The 16,736-nt window shown below is 47.9% G+C and carries 13 protein-coding genes; all 13 read left to right on the top strand.

The genetic code is table 11. The annotated features are described in order from the left end of the window. Positions 1 to 222 precede the first annotated feature (222 nt). A complete protein-coding gene (locus tag C3B52_RS15790; protein ID WP_103107354.1) occupies positions 223 to 876 on the top strand; it encodes a YczE/YyaS/YitT family protein in 654 nt (217 codons plus the stop codon). Positions 877 to 1,054: 178 nt separating this feature from the next. Beyond that, entirely contained in the window at positions 1,055 to 2,032 is a 978-nt protein-coding gene (locus C3B52_RS15795; RefSeq protein WP_103107356.1) for an NADPH:quinone reductase, read from the top strand. 34 nt (positions 2,033 to 2,066) lie between these two features. Then, positions 2,067 to 2,711, top strand: a complete 645-nt coding sequence (locus C3B52_RS15800) for a uridine kinase family protein (protein WP_103107358.1) — start codon at positions 2,067 to 2,069, stop codon at positions 2,709 to 2,711. Between the two features lie 185 nt (positions 2,712 to 2,896). Next, positions 2,897 to 3,961, top strand: coding sequence for an AAA family ATPase (locus C3B52_RS15805; RefSeq protein ID WP_103107360.1), 1,065 nt, complete (start codon positions 2,897 to 2,899; stop codon positions 3,959 to 3,961). 3 nt (positions 3,962 to 3,964) lie between these two features. Further along, positions 3,965 to 5,770 carry a vWA domain-containing protein gene (locus tag C3B52_RS15810; RefSeq protein ID WP_103107362.1) on the top strand — a complete coding sequence of 602 codons (1,806 nt, stop codon included), beginning with the start codon at positions 3,965 to 3,967 and terminating at the stop codon, positions 5,768 to 5,770. Between the two features lie 21 nt (positions 5,771 to 5,791). Next, complete coding sequence (locus C3B52_RS15815) at positions 5,792 to 6,919, top strand: hypothetical protein (protein ID WP_103107364.1); 1,128 nt, start codon at positions 5,792 to 5,794, stop codon at positions 6,917 to 6,919. Positions 6,920 to 7,114: 195 nt separating this feature from the next. Next, positions 7,115 to 9,001, top strand: a complete 1,887-nt coding sequence (locus tag C3B52_RS15820; protein ID WP_103107366.1) for a sigma-54-dependent Fis family transcriptional regulator — start codon at positions 7,115 to 7,117, stop codon at positions 8,999 to 9,001. A 26-nt stretch (positions 9,002 to 9,027) separates the two neighbouring features. Continuing rightward, entirely contained in the window at positions 9,028 to 9,858 is an 831-nt protein-coding gene (locus C3B52_RS15825) for a lipoate--protein ligase family protein (RefSeq protein WP_103107368.1), read from the top strand. Between the two features lie 366 nt (positions 9,859 to 10,224). Next, complete coding sequence (locus tag C3B52_RS15830; RefSeq protein ID WP_123058859.1) at positions 10,225 to 11,217, top strand: thiamine pyrophosphate-dependent dehydrogenase E1 component subunit alpha; 993 nt, start codon at positions 10,225 to 10,227, stop codon at positions 11,215 to 11,217. A gap of 18 nt (positions 11,218 to 11,235) precedes the next feature. Next, entirely contained in the window at positions 11,236 to 12,273 is a 1,038-nt protein-coding gene (locus tag C3B52_RS15835) for an alpha-ketoacid dehydrogenase subunit beta (protein ID WP_103107370.1), read from the top strand. A 96-nt stretch (positions 12,274 to 12,369) separates the two neighbouring features. Continuing rightward, entirely contained in the window at positions 12,370 to 13,692 is a 1,323-nt protein-coding gene (locus C3B52_RS15840; RefSeq protein WP_103107372.1) for a dihydrolipoamide acetyltransferase family protein, read from the top strand. 12 nt (positions 13,693 to 13,704) lie between these two features. After that, on the top strand, positions 13,705 to 15,084 hold the full coding sequence (lpdA, locus tag C3B52_RS15845) for a dihydrolipoyl dehydrogenase (RefSeq protein ID WP_103107374.1): 1,380 nt from the start codon (positions 13,705 to 13,707) through the stop codon (positions 15,082 to 15,084). Between the two features lie 826 nt (positions 15,085 to 15,910). Continuing rightward, entirely contained in the window at positions 15,911 to 16,708 is a 798-nt protein-coding gene (locus tag C3B52_RS15855; protein ID WP_103107378.1) for a fumarylacetoacetate hydrolase family protein, read from the top strand. Positions 16,709 to 16,736: the final 28 nt, after the last annotated feature.

Consider the following 16,736-nt stretch of genomic DNA (forward strand, 5'->3'; position numbering starts at 1 on the left):
TTAATAATCAAAGCAAAAGAATACATGAAGCCCATTTCCCCCTAATGGAGGTTCATGAAACCATAACATTCATGTAACAGGAAAGTAGGTGACCGTATGCGTAGTCAAGTCTTGGCAGTCGTTGAGGCAAAAGGACGCGTAGCATTCGCTCAATCTCCCCCTTATTTGACCTGAAATGGGCAATGAAATAGGGGGTTGAACACCCCATGAGGGGGAAAAATGATGCACAAGAAGTTTATCTTTCATCCGCTAACCGTTCGATACAGTGTGTTTATGCTTGGATTGGCAGTCATGGGTTTTGGGATTGCTATGATGATTGAGGCCAATGTGGGTGTTGCCCCGTGGGATACGCTGCATATCGGATTACAAAAAACGTTTGGATTGACCATTGGTATGTGGTCCCAGATCATGGGTGCGTGTATCATCATCGCATCCTACGTCATTGGCAAAATAAAGCCTACCGTGGGTATGTTTTTGAACATGATTTTCTTCGGCCTGTTCATCGACTTATTCATGTGGCTAAAATGGGTTCCGATCGGAGAGACAATTATAGAGCGAGTCGTCTTGTTCGCTGCTGGGCTTTTAATCTATACTTTCGGCACAGGAATGTACATCTCGCCGCGGATAGGGGCGGGACCACGAGACAGTTTTATGCTGGCCCTACATGAACGAATGGGTTGGGGTATTGGAAAAGTCAGAATCGGGATTGAATGCACGGTGACATTGTTCGGTTTTTTACTCGGAGGTCCTGTATCGGTGGGGACACTGGTGACGGCTTTGGCGATCGGACCGTTAATCAAGCAGTTTATCCCATTATGGGAGAGAATGATGGCAAAGCCATATGGAAAAGCACCTGTGACCAATTTAGCTGAATAGATTTCTGTATGACCACCACGTTAACACATCGCGTGGTGGTTTTTTTGCATCCACAGTACTTTGGTAAAGGCAGAAGTACTTGAAATAGCAAATCACGTGTAATTAAATGGGAAGAGAAGCTATTTTGTAAGCAGTAATCTACCTTTTTTATATTCTAGAATGAATGGGAGGAATACAGATGAAAGCGATTCAAATAGTAGAGTTTGGTGGACCTGAGGTTTTAAAGTGCGCGGAAGTAAACGAACCGACCCCAGCTGCGGGCGAAGTCCGTGTGAAACTATTTGCTGCGGGTGTGAACCCAAATGAAACCTATATTCGTACAGGGACGTACTCCTTTTATATTCCAGAGTTGCCATATACACCTGGGTTTGATGGAGCCGGAATAGTTGATGCAATAGGTGAGGGTGTAACGCATCTCAACGTGGGCGATCGCGTATTCGTAGCTGCACTGCTAGCGAAACGGAATACGGGGACGTATGCACAAAAGGTAGTTTGCGATGCAAATGCTGTCCATCGCTTGCCTGAGTCTATTTCCTATGAGAAAGGGGCGTCTCTTGGCATTCCAGCATTGACCGCATATCGCGCATTGTTTCATAGGGCAAAGATCAAGCCTGGTGAGAACGTATTGATACACGGGGCAAGCGGTGGTGTTGGATTGCTGGCAGTGCAAATGGCCAAAGGATTCGGAGCGACGGTAATTGGAACGGCGAGTACAGATGAGGGAAAAGCATTGGTGAAAGCATCGGGGGCCGCACATGTACTCGATCACATCACGGAAGATTCTATCGATGAAATTATGTCACTAACAAATGGTAAAGGACCAGATGTGATCATTGAGTTTTTGGCAAATGTGAATTTAGAGACTGATCTGAAGGTAATCGCCCCTTATGGTCGTATCGTCGTCGTCGGAAACCGGGGCAGTATTGAAATCAATCCGAGATTAGCGATGATGAAAGAAGCAGATATACTAGGATTGGCGCTTTGGAATGCCCTGCCCAATGAGTACCAGGAGAGTTTACATGCGGTTGAGGCTTTCCTCGAATCTGGTATTTTACATCCGGTGATTGGAGACGTATTAGCCTTGGAGGATGCTGAAAAAGCCCATGAACAAATCATCAATAATAAAGCTCAGGGAAAGATAGTCCTATCTATTTAAAGTGTATGGGCAAACAAGTCAAATGAGGGAAAATATGGACAGGGTTTTGCGTGAGATAGCCAGTTTGATTAAACGTGAGGATAGAAGATTCACCATTGGGATTTCGGGTCATGGTGCATCAGGAAAAACAACGTTTGCCCATAATCTTTTAAATCTTCTGGAACGTGACAATGTAAATTATATCAATACGGACCCCTATATTATCGGTTCTCAGCTTAGAAAGTACACTCTAATCAACTATGACTATAAGAATGAACTCCATCAAGAGAAAATGACAGCTTGTCATCCAGCTGCTCATAACATATTCGCTTTAGAGAGAGACATTCATATGATGAAAGATGGTTTAGATTTTTATACGATTAGCACGAATCACACAAAGAGCATGTTGATTTCTTCACAAAACAAAATAAATATTGTAGAAGGCATGACGGTTGCCTTTACAGATCTGAAATTGTATGATTTGAAAATTTACTTATATTCAGATGGGGAAACCGAGCTGATGAGAAGGAGTATACGTGATGTTACCGAAAGAGGAACAGATATAAATTATTTAAGAAAATCACATGAAGAACGTAGAATTCAATATGAGTTATTTATGCATCCTTACCATCGGAATTTTGATTTCGTTATAAAAAATTCCAATGAAAACTATATTCTTGAAAAAGGTTGTATTTATTAAAATGTGCTGTTTGTGTAGTTACTTTCTCGGTAACAGCACCAAATCACAAAATTAGGCTACTACGTTACTTCACTTAACATCTTCCAGCACTCAAGTACAAGACACCTCTATGGGTGTCTTTTTTGTTTGACGAAATGGTATGATATGACATAAGATTCCAATTCAAAGTAATGAAAGGAAGTATTATGAATTTAGGGTATACAGTTACACAGCAACAATTGATGGAAATTTTATTGAACGTCGCCGTGGTTCGGCCCGTGTTTATCTGGGGCGCTCCGGGTATTGGAAAATCGTCCTTGGTCGAAAATTTTGCGGAGCAAGTAGGACTTCCATGCGTTTCTTTGCTTGGAAGCCAGCTTGCTCCTGAAGATATAATTGGCGTTCCGCAAATTGTTGAGGGAAAAAGCAGATTTTGCCCACCTGCCATGATTGCGCGGGATGAGCCGTATTGCTTGTTTTTAGATGAATTAAACGCGTGCTCACAGGAAGTCCAGAAAGCCTTTTACAGCTTGATTCATGAAAAACGCATTGGCGATTACAAGCTTCCAGAAGGCTCTATTGTGATTGGTGCAGGGAATCGTGTGCAAGACAGTGCGATCGTGAAGCCTATGTCGTCTGCTTTAATCAATCGTATGTTCCATGTGCAATTAAAGGTTTCCCACAAAGAGTGGATGGAGTGGGCGTACAGTAACGGGATTCACCCGATGATCACGCAATTTCTGGAGATCAGACCAGACTACCTGTGGTCTCAACCACCAAAAACGGAGGAGCCTTTTTCTACACCAAGGTCCTGGCATATTCTCTCGGATGCCTTACATGAGCTTGGACAGGATATTTCAAACGAAATGATTGGAATTATGTCTAGCGGAAGTGTCACCCCTCAGCATGCTGCCCAATTTAAAGCTTTTCATAAAAACGTCAATGGCAAGCATCAGCTAAATCGGATTATCGAAGGTGAAGCGGTGTTTCCGTCTGCACCGGAGGACCGAGATGTTCTCTATTTTCTAGCGGATTCGTTCCGAGCACAAATCATCAAGGAGCTTCCAGCGGATAAGGCATCTGTCCACGATCAGCACAAAAGATTCGCTCACCGAGCCAAAGCTTTGTTGAAGGACCTGAGCAGTATTTCACTTGAGATGGCGCAAATGGTAGTTGCGAAGCACGACGAAGGCAACTCGCTTCCGGATTGGTTTGTTGTGGAGGTTATTCGTGATTTGCCTAGACTTGCGATGGAAAGAAAGGATAAGTAAAGCATGTCCAAGAAAAAACAGGCTCAGCTGGATATTGCTCTTCAAAACTATTTGCAGGCGGTCAACTTTCTCGAGAAGCATCCGATGTTTGCACCGCTGTGTGCGCGCGTACACTTTATTCGCAAAGAGCATAACCTTTGCCCGGAAAATGGCTGGGCGATTGTAACCAAAGCAGGGACTGTCCATGTTCATCCGACACGAAGAGCGGAAGTAAGCGAATGGGTGTATGTTTTGGCTCACAACCTGCTTCATCTTGGCTTCGGTCATTTTGTAGATAAGGAACAATCAGCGGTGTGGAATATCGCCTGTGATTGTTTTATTGCAAAATTTTTGCAGGATATGAAATTAGGCAGCCCGCCTGTGGAACTATCCTATGGGATTGCCTTTTCTGGAAAAAGCGAGGAGGAGCTATATCTGCACTTTCTCGCGCAAGGAATTCCTGAGCAAATGAAGCTGTTTGGAACCGGCGGAGAGAAACAACCAGACCTGATTTTTTCAGAAAAAAATGTTCGCTATTCGTACAATCGAGATGTCAAATGGGAGGAGCTTTTCGGGAAGGGACTAGCGCAGGCTGTGCAAAGTGCAGTAAGTGTAGCGGGAGGATATTCGGCAATGCTTGGCGGTGATGAAAACAAGCTGTCTCCCGCGCAAAAGGCAAAGCAGTGGTTCATAAACCATTATCCGCTGCTTGCCTCTCTGGCAGCTAACTTTACGATTATCGAGAATCAGCAAATTTGTCAGCGGCTGAACATTTCCGTTGCGGCGATTGATGTAACTACCCAAGAAATTTTTTTCAATCCTGCTGCTGGTCTCGATGAGGAAGAAAGCAAGTTTGTCATGGCACATGAGCTGCTGCACGCAGGACTGCGGCATCATGAGCGCTGCCTAGGCAGAGACCCGTATTTTTGGAATGTCAGCTGTGATTATGTGATTAATCATTGGCTCGTGGAGATGGGTGTCGGGCGATTGCCAGAGATTGGTGTTCTGCTTGATCAGGAGCTGAGCGGTCTGTCCGCAGAAGCGATCTACGACCGGATTGTGACCGATTTACGCACGTATCGAAAGCTGTATACATTTCGTGGGATCGGGCAGGGAGATATTCTGGATCACGGGGATAAACGCTTTTGGGATATAAAGGAAGGAACTGCGCTTGATGACTTTTACAAAGGGGCTTTGGCACAAGGCTTGGTCTATCACCAGGATCTGGGGCGAGGACTGCTTCCCGCGGGTCTGATCGAGGAGATTCGCGCCCTGGGTCAACCGCCGATTCCGTGGGATGTGGAATTAGCAAGATGGTTTGATGATCATTTCCCCCCATTGGAAAAGAGAAGAACCTTCTCCCGTATGAGCAGGCGCCAATCGTCGACTCCCGATATTCCAAGACCTGCCTGGGAGTACCAGGAGACCGATCTAGAGGGCAGGACTTTTGGTGTTGTTCTCGATACGTCTGGCTCCATGGATCAAAAGCTGCTGGGAAAAGCTTTGGGTGCCATCGCCAGCTACAGTCTATCAAAGGATGTTCCGTTTGTCCGTGTCGTGTTTTGCGATGCTGCGTCATATGATGCAGGCTATTTGGCAACGGATGAAATTGCTGAAAGAGTGAAGATCAAGGGGCGGGGAGGAACCGTTCTTCAGCCGGGAATTGATCTTCTCGAAAAGGCAGAGGACTTTCCCAAAAACGGTCCAATCTTGATTATTACAGACGGTTATTGTGACCGTATTCGCGTTTCCAGAAAACATGCCTTCATTCTTCCAAAGGGAAAAAATCTCCCCTTTGTTCCGAGAGGGCCAGTGTTTCGAATTGACTAGCAAAGCTGAGGGGAGAAGTAGATGGAGATATACGAAATCCCAGAAAAATTGCTGCTGATTAAACGCACGAAATCCCTCTGGAGCTCCTTTGCCTATAAAAAATGCAAGGATGTCTATGGGTACGATAGCAGCGGGCTGAGACGATATGCCTTGATCATCCAGCTTCAACACGATAAAACCGTGAGTGAAGAGGACAAGGAGTTTCTGGAATTTTTGATGCATCAGGAAATCGGCATGCACAGGAACCATCCGTATCAAGGCGCTTATGAATCGATGGATATCCTGGCGTATTTGCTGGCAAAGTTTAAGGATGTCAATCATATTCCACTGTTTGAGCAGGCAAAGCTATGCAATTTCGATACCTACTACAGTGTTGATACCGAGTACTTGTTTTCGGCAGGAATTGAGGAAACGATCCGATATGTGGAAGAAAATGACCTGTACAGGACCAGTTCCTATTTTCAAGAGCTGGAAGATGAAATTAGGACGTTGTTTACAGCGGAATACCTGGAGAAATGGCTTCAATCAAAGGTGAGGAAATATCCGGCGAATCAGGAAGACGAGAGTATCTACACCCTGATGGACAGAGCGATCGTTTTTGGAGAGCTTGTGGAAGCAAAGCGATTGCTTGAACAGCTGGAAGCGTCACTAGGGTCTGAGAAAAACGATTACTCTTACTTGTACTATCGCTGCAAAGAGCTGGAAGAGTACGACAAAGCGTTGTTCTACTTAAATAAGCTGATTCCCTTCCAGGAAGCCGCATCCGATCAAGTATCGCTTTCGCTTAGATTTGCAGAAATTTACATGAGCAAGCAGGAGTGGGACCAAGCGTTTGCCAGTGTCAAAGAGTGCCAGCAGGAGCTGAAAACCTTTTCCTCATGGAAGTGTACTGGTCTAGGCAGAAGCTTGACCGAAACGCTGTTGGATATTAGCTTGGGAGCCAAAGAAGGAAACGAGTCGCTAGCGAAAGAAGCTTACGGCTGGGCTGACCAGATGATGAGAGCGACAAACAATGACAGCTACGTGATCCTGAAAAAGGCACATCAATGCGCCCGGGCACTGCGGCTCAGGAAAGATAAAAGACGTTATGGGAAAAAACAGCGACTGGAAGGTAGAAGAATCAGGAAGATGATTGGAAGACGTTCTTGAAATTCTACCAAAGTCAGAGTGTGAGCACTTCAACTTGGGCAACGGAGTGCTCAACAGCTCTGGCGTTTCCATTTTGAGCATGGAAAGTGCCTCGAAATGAAATCATCCGGAGAATGGACACGCCCTTGAAATTTCCGAACATTCAGGATAATCTTGAAGAGATGGATTGATTCGAAAGCGGAGGGTGGTTGATGCATGTTCGAGGAGAGCGTTTCGCTCAGGATGTGGAAACGTTTTGTTCATGAAGGTGTAATTGACTCAGCGCGAATCAACAAACGGATTAGTGAATCGTGGTACCGCTGCAAGCGAAACAGCGTAAATCCTTATGCGGGTACTGGCCAGATAGTGCTCGCCGGAGATGCCCTCGCGAGTAAGCAGGAGAACAGCAGACTGTTGCTTGAGCTTGCCTTGCCCCAGATCAATCGGCTGTCCCCATTCATCCACGATTTAGGGATGATAGCGCTGGTCATTGATCCAGAGGGCTATGTGCTTAGCATGCAAGGGGAAAAACACGCGCTCGCGGATGCTCACGCGATCAATTTCGTCGAGGGTGTGCGCTGGACGGAGGATGAAGTGGGGACCAATGCGATTGGTACGGCCATCCAGGCAAAAGAGGCGATTATGATAAACGGGACGGAGCACTATTCGGTCGCCTCGCATCGCTGGAGCTGCTTTGCGGCACCAATCCATGACGAAAAGGGAGCATTGCTCGGGGTGATTGATGTTTCCAGCCGTCTGGAGAGAAGCCATCCGCAAACGATGGCAACCGTGATGACGCTCGCTTATTCCATTGAGCAAGCATGGATCAAGCAGCGGCAGCAAGATGAGCTGGAATTGCTCCACCGATCCTTGCTGATGGCGGACGAGAAAGACAGTTTTACGGTTGTGTGCAATCGCGAGCAGCGACTGGTTTATGCCAGTAAAAGAGTGCGCACGCAAATAGTCAACTGGGCGGGACTGGCACGCCAGGAAGTGACAGAGCAAGGCTTTCTTGAAGTGAGGCGGACGCCTGTCTTTTCCATACGGCACCAAGGTGTTATCGGATGGGCACTCGAACTAGTGCCAAGCAGTTTGCAATTTCCTCGCGCGTATGCAAATGGCACTTCGACATTCCGGTTCAAGGGTGAGACAGGGACGAGCAAGACGTTTGGCTCCGTGCTATTGGAACTGTCCCGAATCGCTCCGACAGATGCAAATGCTGTGATCTTTGGGGAAAGCGGTACAGGCAAAGAGCTTGCGGCGCAGGCTATTCACGACAACAGTCCGAGAAAAGACGGACCTTTTGTGGCGGTCAACTGTGGGGCGATTCCTCGTGAGCTGATGGAAAGCGAGCTGTTCGGATACGTGGAAGGAGCTTTCACAGGTGCTCGTCGGCGAGGCTACCAAGGAAAACTGGCTCAGGCCAACGGAGGAACACTGTTTCTCGATGAGATCGGGGAAATTCCGCTAGCGATGCAGGTCGCCTTGCTTCGCGTGCTGCAGGAGCGCAAGGTTACACCGATTGGAAGCAGTGAGGAGCTTACTTTGGATATTCGAGTGGTCGCTGCCACCCATCGCAATTTGCTTCAGCAGGTGAGGGAAGGAACGTTTCGCGAGGATTTGTTTTATCGTTTGCATGTACTGCCGGTGTCTCTGCCGCCGCTTCGTTCGCGCAAGGAAGATATTCCACTGCTCATTCGCCATTACTGCCTGAAAAATGGCTACCAGCTATCTCTGCCAGCTGATACACTGTCAGATTTGATGGCGTATGACTGGCCTGGAAATATTCGCGAGCTGTACAATGTGGTAGAGCGCATGAGGGTTCTTCCTCAAGAGGATTGGAAGCGCTTTCTAAAGGGTTTGCCCGTACATGCCTGGCAGGATGCCCGTTCAACAGATTCCTCTGTGTCCGAAGGTGACTCCAGCGCTAAAGTAGAGGCTTCTCATACGCATCGGGATGATTTGAGTTTTCGCGATCAACTAGAGAGAAAAACGATTGTTCAAGCACTTGAAAAGAGTGGCGGTAGTGCCTCTGTAGCAGCCGAGCTACTGGGCATTCCACGCAGTACCTTTTACCGCAAGCTGAAAAAATATCGTCTTTAACACATAAAAGATGGGAGATAGAGTCGATGCAAAACAGCTGGACAAAAACCTCCGTACAACTACTCGACACAGTCTCCCGACCATACACAAGGGAAGTGCTTGTTCCATTTAGTCTGGATGAGGCATACGCTCGTCAGTGTGCAAAAAACAAAACGCTGCCGCCACTCGTGCATCTATGGCGGCATGAGCGAGCAATGGTACTAGGGTCTCGTGATGCAAAGCTGCCGTATGCTGGAGATGCAATCCGCGAGCTGCGAATGAAAGGCTATGAGACGGCTGTCCGACAATCGGGCGGTGCAGCCGTTCCTCTTGGCCCTGGGGTCGTCAATCTATCGCTTGTCATGCCGGCAGGTGCTACCGATTTGAATCCTGAGCCATTTTTTGTCCATATGGTGGAGCTGATTCGGACAGCTTTGGGAACAGATGGCGCTCGGATGAGTAGCGGTGAGGTAGTCGGAGCTTATTGTCCTGGCTCCTATGATTTGGCTATCGATGGACTTAAGTTTTGCGGGATTGCCCAGCGCCGCTTAACGCGGGCAGTCGCCGTCCAGGCGTTTGTCAATGTAGAGGGGCACGGATGTGAGTATGGGGAGCAGGTGCTCTCCTTTTACCGAGTCGCAGCCAAAGGTACCAATGTCCAGAACTATCCACAGGTGCAGCCCGAACGGATGGCGAGTTTGGCAGAACTGGGAGTGCCTGGTGGAGTGAGTGGATTTGCTGCGAGAATCCGCGAAGCTTTGATGACCTGCGAAGAATCAGCCATTACTGTGATGAATAATTGTCCAACGTGGCTTGAAGAAGAGGCTGAGAAAGCATTGGGTACATTAAAAGGGAGGAATCTGTTGGTCGGTTCATGAGGAATCGGCTTTTTTGTATTACCTGTCACTAACACTTTGCCTGCCCCGAAGGTTCGCACCGCTACATTTCCCCTCTTTTTGTAAAGCGCTCCAAACAAGCCTGGCAAATGCACGGTAGACGGGGCATTATCAATTCAGTTGCACACTGCTGCTACTGTCATAGATGAGACAAAATGAGACAAAGTGGGATATCGTCTCATTTTGTCTCATTTTTTGCTTAAAACAATCCAAGGTAAATAATCTGAAAAAACTGTCATATCAGCATTTTTCCTGCATACGGCGAGCTGGCATGGGGATTGCAAAATACAACGAGCAAGAGCGATCGTCGGGTCGTTCACATACCAAGTGATGGAGGGGGCGTATCTGATGGAAGTCATCCAAGCGGAAGAACAAGTGTTGTCACGTGAAAAGGCAAGATGGATGTACCGCAAGATGCTGGAAATTCGGAAATTCGAGGATGCAGTGCACGTGCTGTTTGGCCAGGGCAAGCTGCCGGGATTCGTTCATCTGTATGCGGGAGAAGAAGCGATTGCTGTTGGGCTGGGAGCCCATCTGAATCAGAAGGACAGCATCACCAGCACGCATAGGGGACACGGTCACTGCATTGCCAAGGAATGTGACTTGAACGGAATGATGGCAGAAATATATGGAAAAGCTACTGGTCTTTGCAAAGGCAAGGGCGGCTCGATGCACATCGCGGACCTGGACAAGGGAATGCTGGGTGCAAACGGTATCGTTGGCGGCGGATATCCACTAGCGTGCGGCTCTGCTTTGACAGCCAAGCTGAAAAAGACCAATGCTGTCAGCGTCTGCTTTTTCGGGGATGGAGCGAACAACCAGGGGACGTTCCACGAGGGACTGAATCTCGCTGCAATCTGGAAGCTCCCCGTCGTGTTTGTGGCTGAAAACAACGGCTATGGAGAGGCGACACCATTTACATACGCCTCAAGCTGCACACATATCGTTGATCGTGCAAACGGTTACAACATGCCTGGGGTTCAGGTAGATGGAAAAGACGTGCTGGCTGTATACCGCGCGGCTGAAGAAGCAGTTGCCCGTGCGCGTCGGGGCGAGGGTCCAACGCTGATTGAATGTATCACATATCGCAACTACGGCCATTTCGAGGGCGACGCACAGAAATACAAGAATGAAGACGACAAACAAGAGCATTTGAATGAGCGCGATGCCATCGCTGTCTTCCGTGCCCATCTGGCGTCTTCGCAAACGTTGGATGAGACGGAATTGACTGACATCGAAAAGGACGTTGAAGCAGCGGTACAAGAGTCGATTCGCTTCGCTGAGGAGAGTCCTTATCCGGAAGCTGGCGAGCTATTGACCGACGTGTACGTGTCGTACTAAGAAAGGGGGATGGATGAGATGACGAGAAAAATTAGTTTTTCAGCTGCGGTGAACGAAGCGATGAAGCTAGCCATGCGTGCGGATGAGAATGTCATTCTGATGGGGGAAGACGTCGCAGGAGGCGCACAAGTGGATCATTTGCAGGATGATGAAGCATGGGGCGGCGTACTAGGAGTCACCAAGGGTCTGGTACAGGAATTTGGGCGTGATCGCGTACTGGATACCCCGATTACCGAAGCGGGTTATATCGGTGCAGCGATGGCAGCTGCCGCGACCGGCATGAGGCCGATTGCTGAGTTGATGTTCAACGATTTCATCGGCAGCTGCCTCGACCAGGTCATGAACCAAGGGGCTAAGTTCCGTTATATGTTCGGCGGAAAGGCACAAGTGCCAGTCACGATCCGCACCATGCACGGTGCTGGATTCAGGGCGGCGGCGCAGCATTCGCAGAGCCTGTATGCGATGTTTACGCACATCCCGGGGATTAAGGTGGTTGTGCCATCCACTCCATACGAGGCCAAGGGCTTGCTGCTCGCTTCCATCGAGGACAATGATCCGGTCATTTTCTTTGAAGACAAGACACTGTATAACACGACAGGAGAGGTGCCAGAAGGATACTACACCATACCGCTTGGCAAGGCGGATATCAAGCGGACTGGCAGTGACATCACGATTGTAGCAATCGGCAAGCAAGTACAGACCGCGCTTACGGCTGCAGAGCAGCTTGCAAAAAAAGGCATCGAGGTAGAGGTCGTAGATCCGAGGACGCTGTCGCCGCTCGATGAGGAAACGATCCTCGCTTCTGTCGCGAAAACAAACCGTCTGATCGTAATTGATGAGGCCAATCCGCGCTGCAGTATTGCTACTGATATCGCTGCACTTGTGGCAGACAAAGGCTTTGATACCCTGGATGCACCGATCAAGCGGGTTACAGCACCGCATACGCCTGTTCCGTTCTCGCCTGTATTGGAGGACTTGTATCTGCCTTCTCCGGAAAAAGTGATCCAGGCTGTGTCCGAGTTGATCGGGGACGCTTCGATCACAGCCGTTTCATAAAGTTGCCTGGGGAGCACCCGACTGGCAGCAGCAAAGAACGTCGGGTGCCTCGCCCATGAATCAAAGGACAACGTTGGCAGGAGAGGAGAGAGGAAAATGGCAGAGAATATCATCATGCCCAAGCTGGGAATGGCAATGGTGGAAGGGACGGTCATCGCCTGGAAGAAGCAAGCGGGCGAATTGGTGAAAAAGGGAGAGGGCATCGTCGACATCAGCTCGGAAAAAATCGAGATGGAGGTAGAAGCTCCGGCTGATGGTGTCCTTCTTAGTATTGACGTGCCGCAGGGAGGAGTTGTTCCATACGGGACAGTCCTTGGTGTGGTCGGTCAGCCAGGCGAGCTGGTAGCAGTCGCTGCGCCCACTGCTACGGCTTCGGGAAATGCTCAGGCAGAATCAGCTGCTTCACTGGCAGTACAAGATCAGCGGGAAGCCCGAACGAGTGTAGCGGTAGCAGCCGCATCAGTTCCACCACAGTCGCGCAATGGCATCAAAATATCTCCTGTTGCCCGAAAAATGGCAGAGGAAGAAGGTGTTGATTACACCCTCCTGATCGGAACAGGGCCGCAGGGACGGATTACAAAGGAAGATGTGGAACGAGCAGTTCAGGCTCGAGCACACGCAGATGTGAAAACAGAGCAGACAAAGATGGAGTCATTCGTGTTCGCAGCAAATGGACAATCCGCCGTGGCAGGCACAACCGCAGCTTCGCCAGACACAGAGCCGTCAAAAACGCCTCAGCGCATCCCGGTTACAGGCATGCGTAAGGTCATCGCTGAACGAATGCATACAAGCTTGCAGCAGAGCGCACAGTTGACGATCAACATGCAGGCGGACATTACAGAGCTTTTACAGCTCAAGGAAAAGCTGTCTGCAGAAATGGAGGCTCGCCACCAGCTGAAGCTGTCAGTCACAGATTGGATTGCTAGATCCGTCGTACTCGCTCTTATGCGTCACAAGCAGATGAACAGCGCATTTTTCCAGGATCGCATCGAGATATATGAAGAGGTTCATTTAGGCATCGCGGTGGCTCTGGAAAAGGGCCTTGTCGTTCCAGTGATCCGCCATGCAGACGCAAAAACACTTGCCGAGCTATCACATGAGATCAAAATGATCAGCACAAAAGCCCGGCAAAATCAGCTTGCCCCCGAAGAAATGAAAGGCTCCACCTTTACGATCACCAATCTCGGCGGCTATGGCGTGGATACCTTTACACCTGTCTTGAATCCCCCGGAAACAGGCATCCTTGGAATCGGTGCAGCCAGAGATACACCCGTATATATCGGCGGTGAGCTACAGCGACGCAGCTTGTTGCCGCTCTCCCTGACTTTTGATCATCGGGCATTGGACGGAGCTCCTGCAGCGGCGTTTTTGGCCGAGGTTAGACGTTATCTCGAAGAGCCCTACAGCTTGCTGATCTAGGAGGAAGAGAGCATGCATGATATCGCAATCATTGGCGGAGGGCCTGCCGGTTACGTAGCTGCGATCACAGCAGCTCGGCGTGGCAAAAAAGTAGTACTGATTGAACAAAAAGAGCTCGGCGGCACGTGCCTGAACGAGGGCTGCATGCCGACCAAGGCGTTGCTAGAATGCGTAGAGACGTATCAGCACGTATTGCATGCCGATCGCTTCGGTATTGAGGGTGCGGGCGCTCAAGCGCAGATCAATTGGGGGAAGGTACACGATTACAAGCAGGGCATCGTTCGTAAGCTGACAGGTGGCGTACAATATTTGATGAAGCGAAATCAGGTGCAGGTTATTCGCGGTAGCGCGTCCTTTCAGGATGAGCACACCTTGCAGGTCCATACCCCGGACGGTATCGTAGTGATTGAGGCAGAAAAGTATATCGTAGCGACAGGGGCAGAGCCTATTGCCCTTCCCTTTGCTCCGTTTGACGGAGAATGGGTATTAGGCAGCAGTCATTGCTTGTCACTTCCCGCTGCCCCGCCTGTCATGCTAATCGTGGGTGGAGGGGTGATAGGCTGCGAATTCGCTTCTGTATACAGTCGCATGGGAAGCCGAGTCATTTTGATCGAAATGGCTGGACAGCTCCTTCCCGGAGAAGACAGTGATATTGCGTGTATTCTGGAGAAAAGTCTTCGGGACTCAGGAGTTGAGATATATCTCGAGAGCAGTGTATTATCACTGGATCGAGCAAGCAAAACAGCGCGTGTCCGCACGGCGGAGGGCATGAGTGAAGTAATGGCAGACGCAGTACTGGTTGCAATTGGACGAAAGCCGCGTGTATCTGGAATTGGCCTAGAACAGGCAGGTATTCGTTGCACAGCACGAGGAATTGAGGTAAATGAGCAGATGCAGACAAGCCAGCCGCATATTTATGCAGTCGGAGATGTGGCAGGTGGCATCCAGCTCGCCCATGTCGCATTCCACGAAGGCGAAGTGGCTGCTCTCGGCGCATGTGGAGAGGATGTCACCATCAACTTTCGGGCTGTTCCTCGCTGTATCTACACTTCGCCAGAGGTAGCTTCAGTCGGTTTGACGGAACGCCAGGCTCGGGAACAATATGAAGGATTACTTGTCGGAGAATTTCCTTTTTCGGCGAACGGCAAAGCGATGATTGTGCAAGAAATTTCAGGAAAAGTGAAGGTGCTGGTAGAGCCAGTCTATCACGAGATTGTCGGTGTTACGCTCGTAGGGCCGAGAGCAACAGAGCTGATAGGCCAAGCGACACTCCTGCTGCATGCGGAAATGACAGCAGATGCGATGGAGAGCTTCATAGCCCCCCATCCTACGCTCTCCGAAGCACTGCTGGAAGCGGTTCGAGGTGCACTCGGACACGCCATTCACAGTTAACCTTACGAAAAACTGAATTGGCATACATGAAACCAGAATGACATTCATTCTGGTTTCATGCTGTCGAGAAAGTCGATGTAGTCTTTATTGTGTTAAAGTAAAAAAGAAAAGGCGAGGAGAACTTCAATTCTGGCATTGCAGAATTGCATAGCTTCCTGGGCTTGGATATTTTTGTACTTTTCAACTTCTGTCTGACAACCAATTACTAGCTTAAGGAAGTCACTTCCTGTTTGCTTATAAAAATCAGCAAGCGCAGTATGTAAGCATTTTCGTCTTTGTAGAAGATCATATATTTTCGTAATGTTTCTTCGTTCATCAATCTTATCATGTGAGCTGCATTATTGTTGTTCAAAAAAATACCGACAATCAAAATAAAAAAGCAGAACAAAAAGTTTCTAAGGACCCCAAGAGGTCCTTTTATGTTCTGCGAGATTCTTCAATGCCCTTCAGTAAATAGAGGTAAAGATCCCCATCCCCAGAAAATTGATAGTGGAAGAGTATTTAAGGAAGCCAGTTTCCAAGCTGTTGTATCATTAGCATTTCTGAGTATAACTGCACAGAAATGCTCAAAATTATTATTATCAAGTTTAGATTATTAAAGCAAAGTCTAAGAATTGGTTTACAGTACAGTTGAAATGCTGATTAAACATTAATTATTTATCCCGATCCAATTAATTAAAACAAATAGTTTTACTATTGATTGAAGTTGATAATAAGATAGTACCTAGTACATTCAGCGACCTTATTTATTGCTAGATAATGAAAAGGAGTTAACCCGATGTTGTTGGGGAAATGTATTATTCGATTTTAGATGGAGGGCATAGAAATGCTGGTACTACAAAAAACACAAACAATAGTTCGCTATCAGAATGAATATGGTAAAATTCACTACGGAATTGTTGATGGTGACGAAATTTTACAATTGACCAGTAGTTTTAATGAAATTGTAAATAACGAACTAAAATATGATGGCGTAAGAGTTAGATATGCTGATGTGAAAATTTTAGAGCCTGTTGTACCCTCAAAAGTGGTTAACTTCGGGTGGACATACGCTGGACACGCAAAAGAGACTGGGGGACAAGCCAACCTCAAGGAACCGTTTTTGTTCTTAAAACCAACATCTTCATTGATTCCAGATGGGGGGGATATCATTCTCCCGTCAAGTGAATTAACCCAGCAGGTGGAAATGGAGGGGGAAGTAGCACTCGTTATTGGGAAACGGGGTAAAAATATAAAAGAAGAAGATGCATTAGATTATGTTTTTGGTTGTACAATTTTTAATGATGTGACTGCGAGAGACCTTACAAAATCCGATCCCCAGTTCACACGGGGTAAAGGTTTTGATACTTTTGGACCGCTTGGGCCGTGGATTGTGACAGGTATAGATCCATCGAATTTGCGAATAATCACAACTCTAAACGGTAAAGTTGTACAAGATGGTAACACTAATCAGATGTCACTTTCTATTCCTTTTCTTATTAGTTGGATTTCGCAGGTTATGACACTGGAGCCAGGTGATATTTTGGCTACCGGTTCACCGTCTGGTAGTTGTCCAATGAAGTCAGGAGATATTGTGAATGTGGAAGTAGAGAATATCGGGAAACTAACCAATTATGTAAAATAGTGGATGGAAAATTGGTCGCTTCTATTTG

The sequence above is a fragment of the Brevibacillus reuszeri genome, assembly GCF_002897295.1.
Taxonomy (GTDB): Bacteria; Bacillota; Bacilli; order Brevibacillales; family Brevibacillaceae; genus Brevibacillus; species Brevibacillus reuszeri_A.

Bases quoted from the DNA above. Each gene is read 5' to 3' on its own strand.
- C3B52_RS15790 (WP_103107354.1), top strand. From the start codon at position 223: ATGCACAAGAAGTTTATCTTTCATCCGCTAACCGTTCGATACAGTGTG.
- C3B52_RS15810 (WP_103107362.1), top strand. From the start codon at position 3,965: ATGTCCAAGAAAAAACAGGCTCAGCTGGATATTGCTCTTCAAAACTAT.
- C3B52_RS15825 (WP_103107368.1), top strand. From the start codon at position 9,028: ATGCAAAACAGCTGGACAAAAACCTCCGTACAACTACTCGACACAGTC.
- C3B52_RS15855 (WP_103107378.1), top strand. From the start codon at position 15,911: ATGCTGGTACTACAAAAAACACAAACAATAGTTCGCTATCAGAATGAA.
- C3B52_RS15830 (WP_123058859.1), top strand. From the start codon at position 10,225: ATGGAAGTCATCCAAGCGGAAGAACAAGTGTTGTCACGTGAAAAGGCA.
- C3B52_RS15820 (WP_103107366.1), top strand. From the start codon at position 7,115: ATGTTCGAGGAGAGCGTTTCGCTCAGGATGTGGAAACGTTTTGTTCAT.
- C3B52_RS15840 (WP_103107372.1), top strand. From the start codon at position 12,370: ATGGCAGAGAATATCATCATGCCCAAGCTGGGAATGGCAATGGTGGAA.
- C3B52_RS15800 (WP_103107358.1), top strand. From the start codon at position 2,067: ATGGACAGGGTTTTGCGTGAGATAGCCAGTTTGATTAAACGTGAGGAT.
- lpdA (WP_103107374.1), top strand. From the start codon at position 13,705: ATGCATGATATCGCAATCATTGGCGGAGGGCCTGCCGGTTACGTAGCT.
- C3B52_RS15835 (WP_103107370.1), top strand. From the start codon at position 11,236: ATGACGAGAAAAATTAGTTTTTCAGCTGCGGTGAACGAAGCGATGAAG.
- C3B52_RS15815 (WP_103107364.1), top strand. From the start codon at position 5,792: ATGGAGATATACGAAATCCCAGAAAAATTGCTGCTGATTAAACGCACG.
- C3B52_RS15795 (WP_103107356.1), top strand. From the start codon at position 1,055: ATGAAAGCGATTCAAATAGTAGAGTTTGGTGGACCTGAGGTTTTAAAG.
- C3B52_RS15805 (WP_103107360.1), top strand. From the start codon at position 2,897: ATGAATTTAGGGTATACAGTTACACAGCAACAATTGATGGAAATTTTA.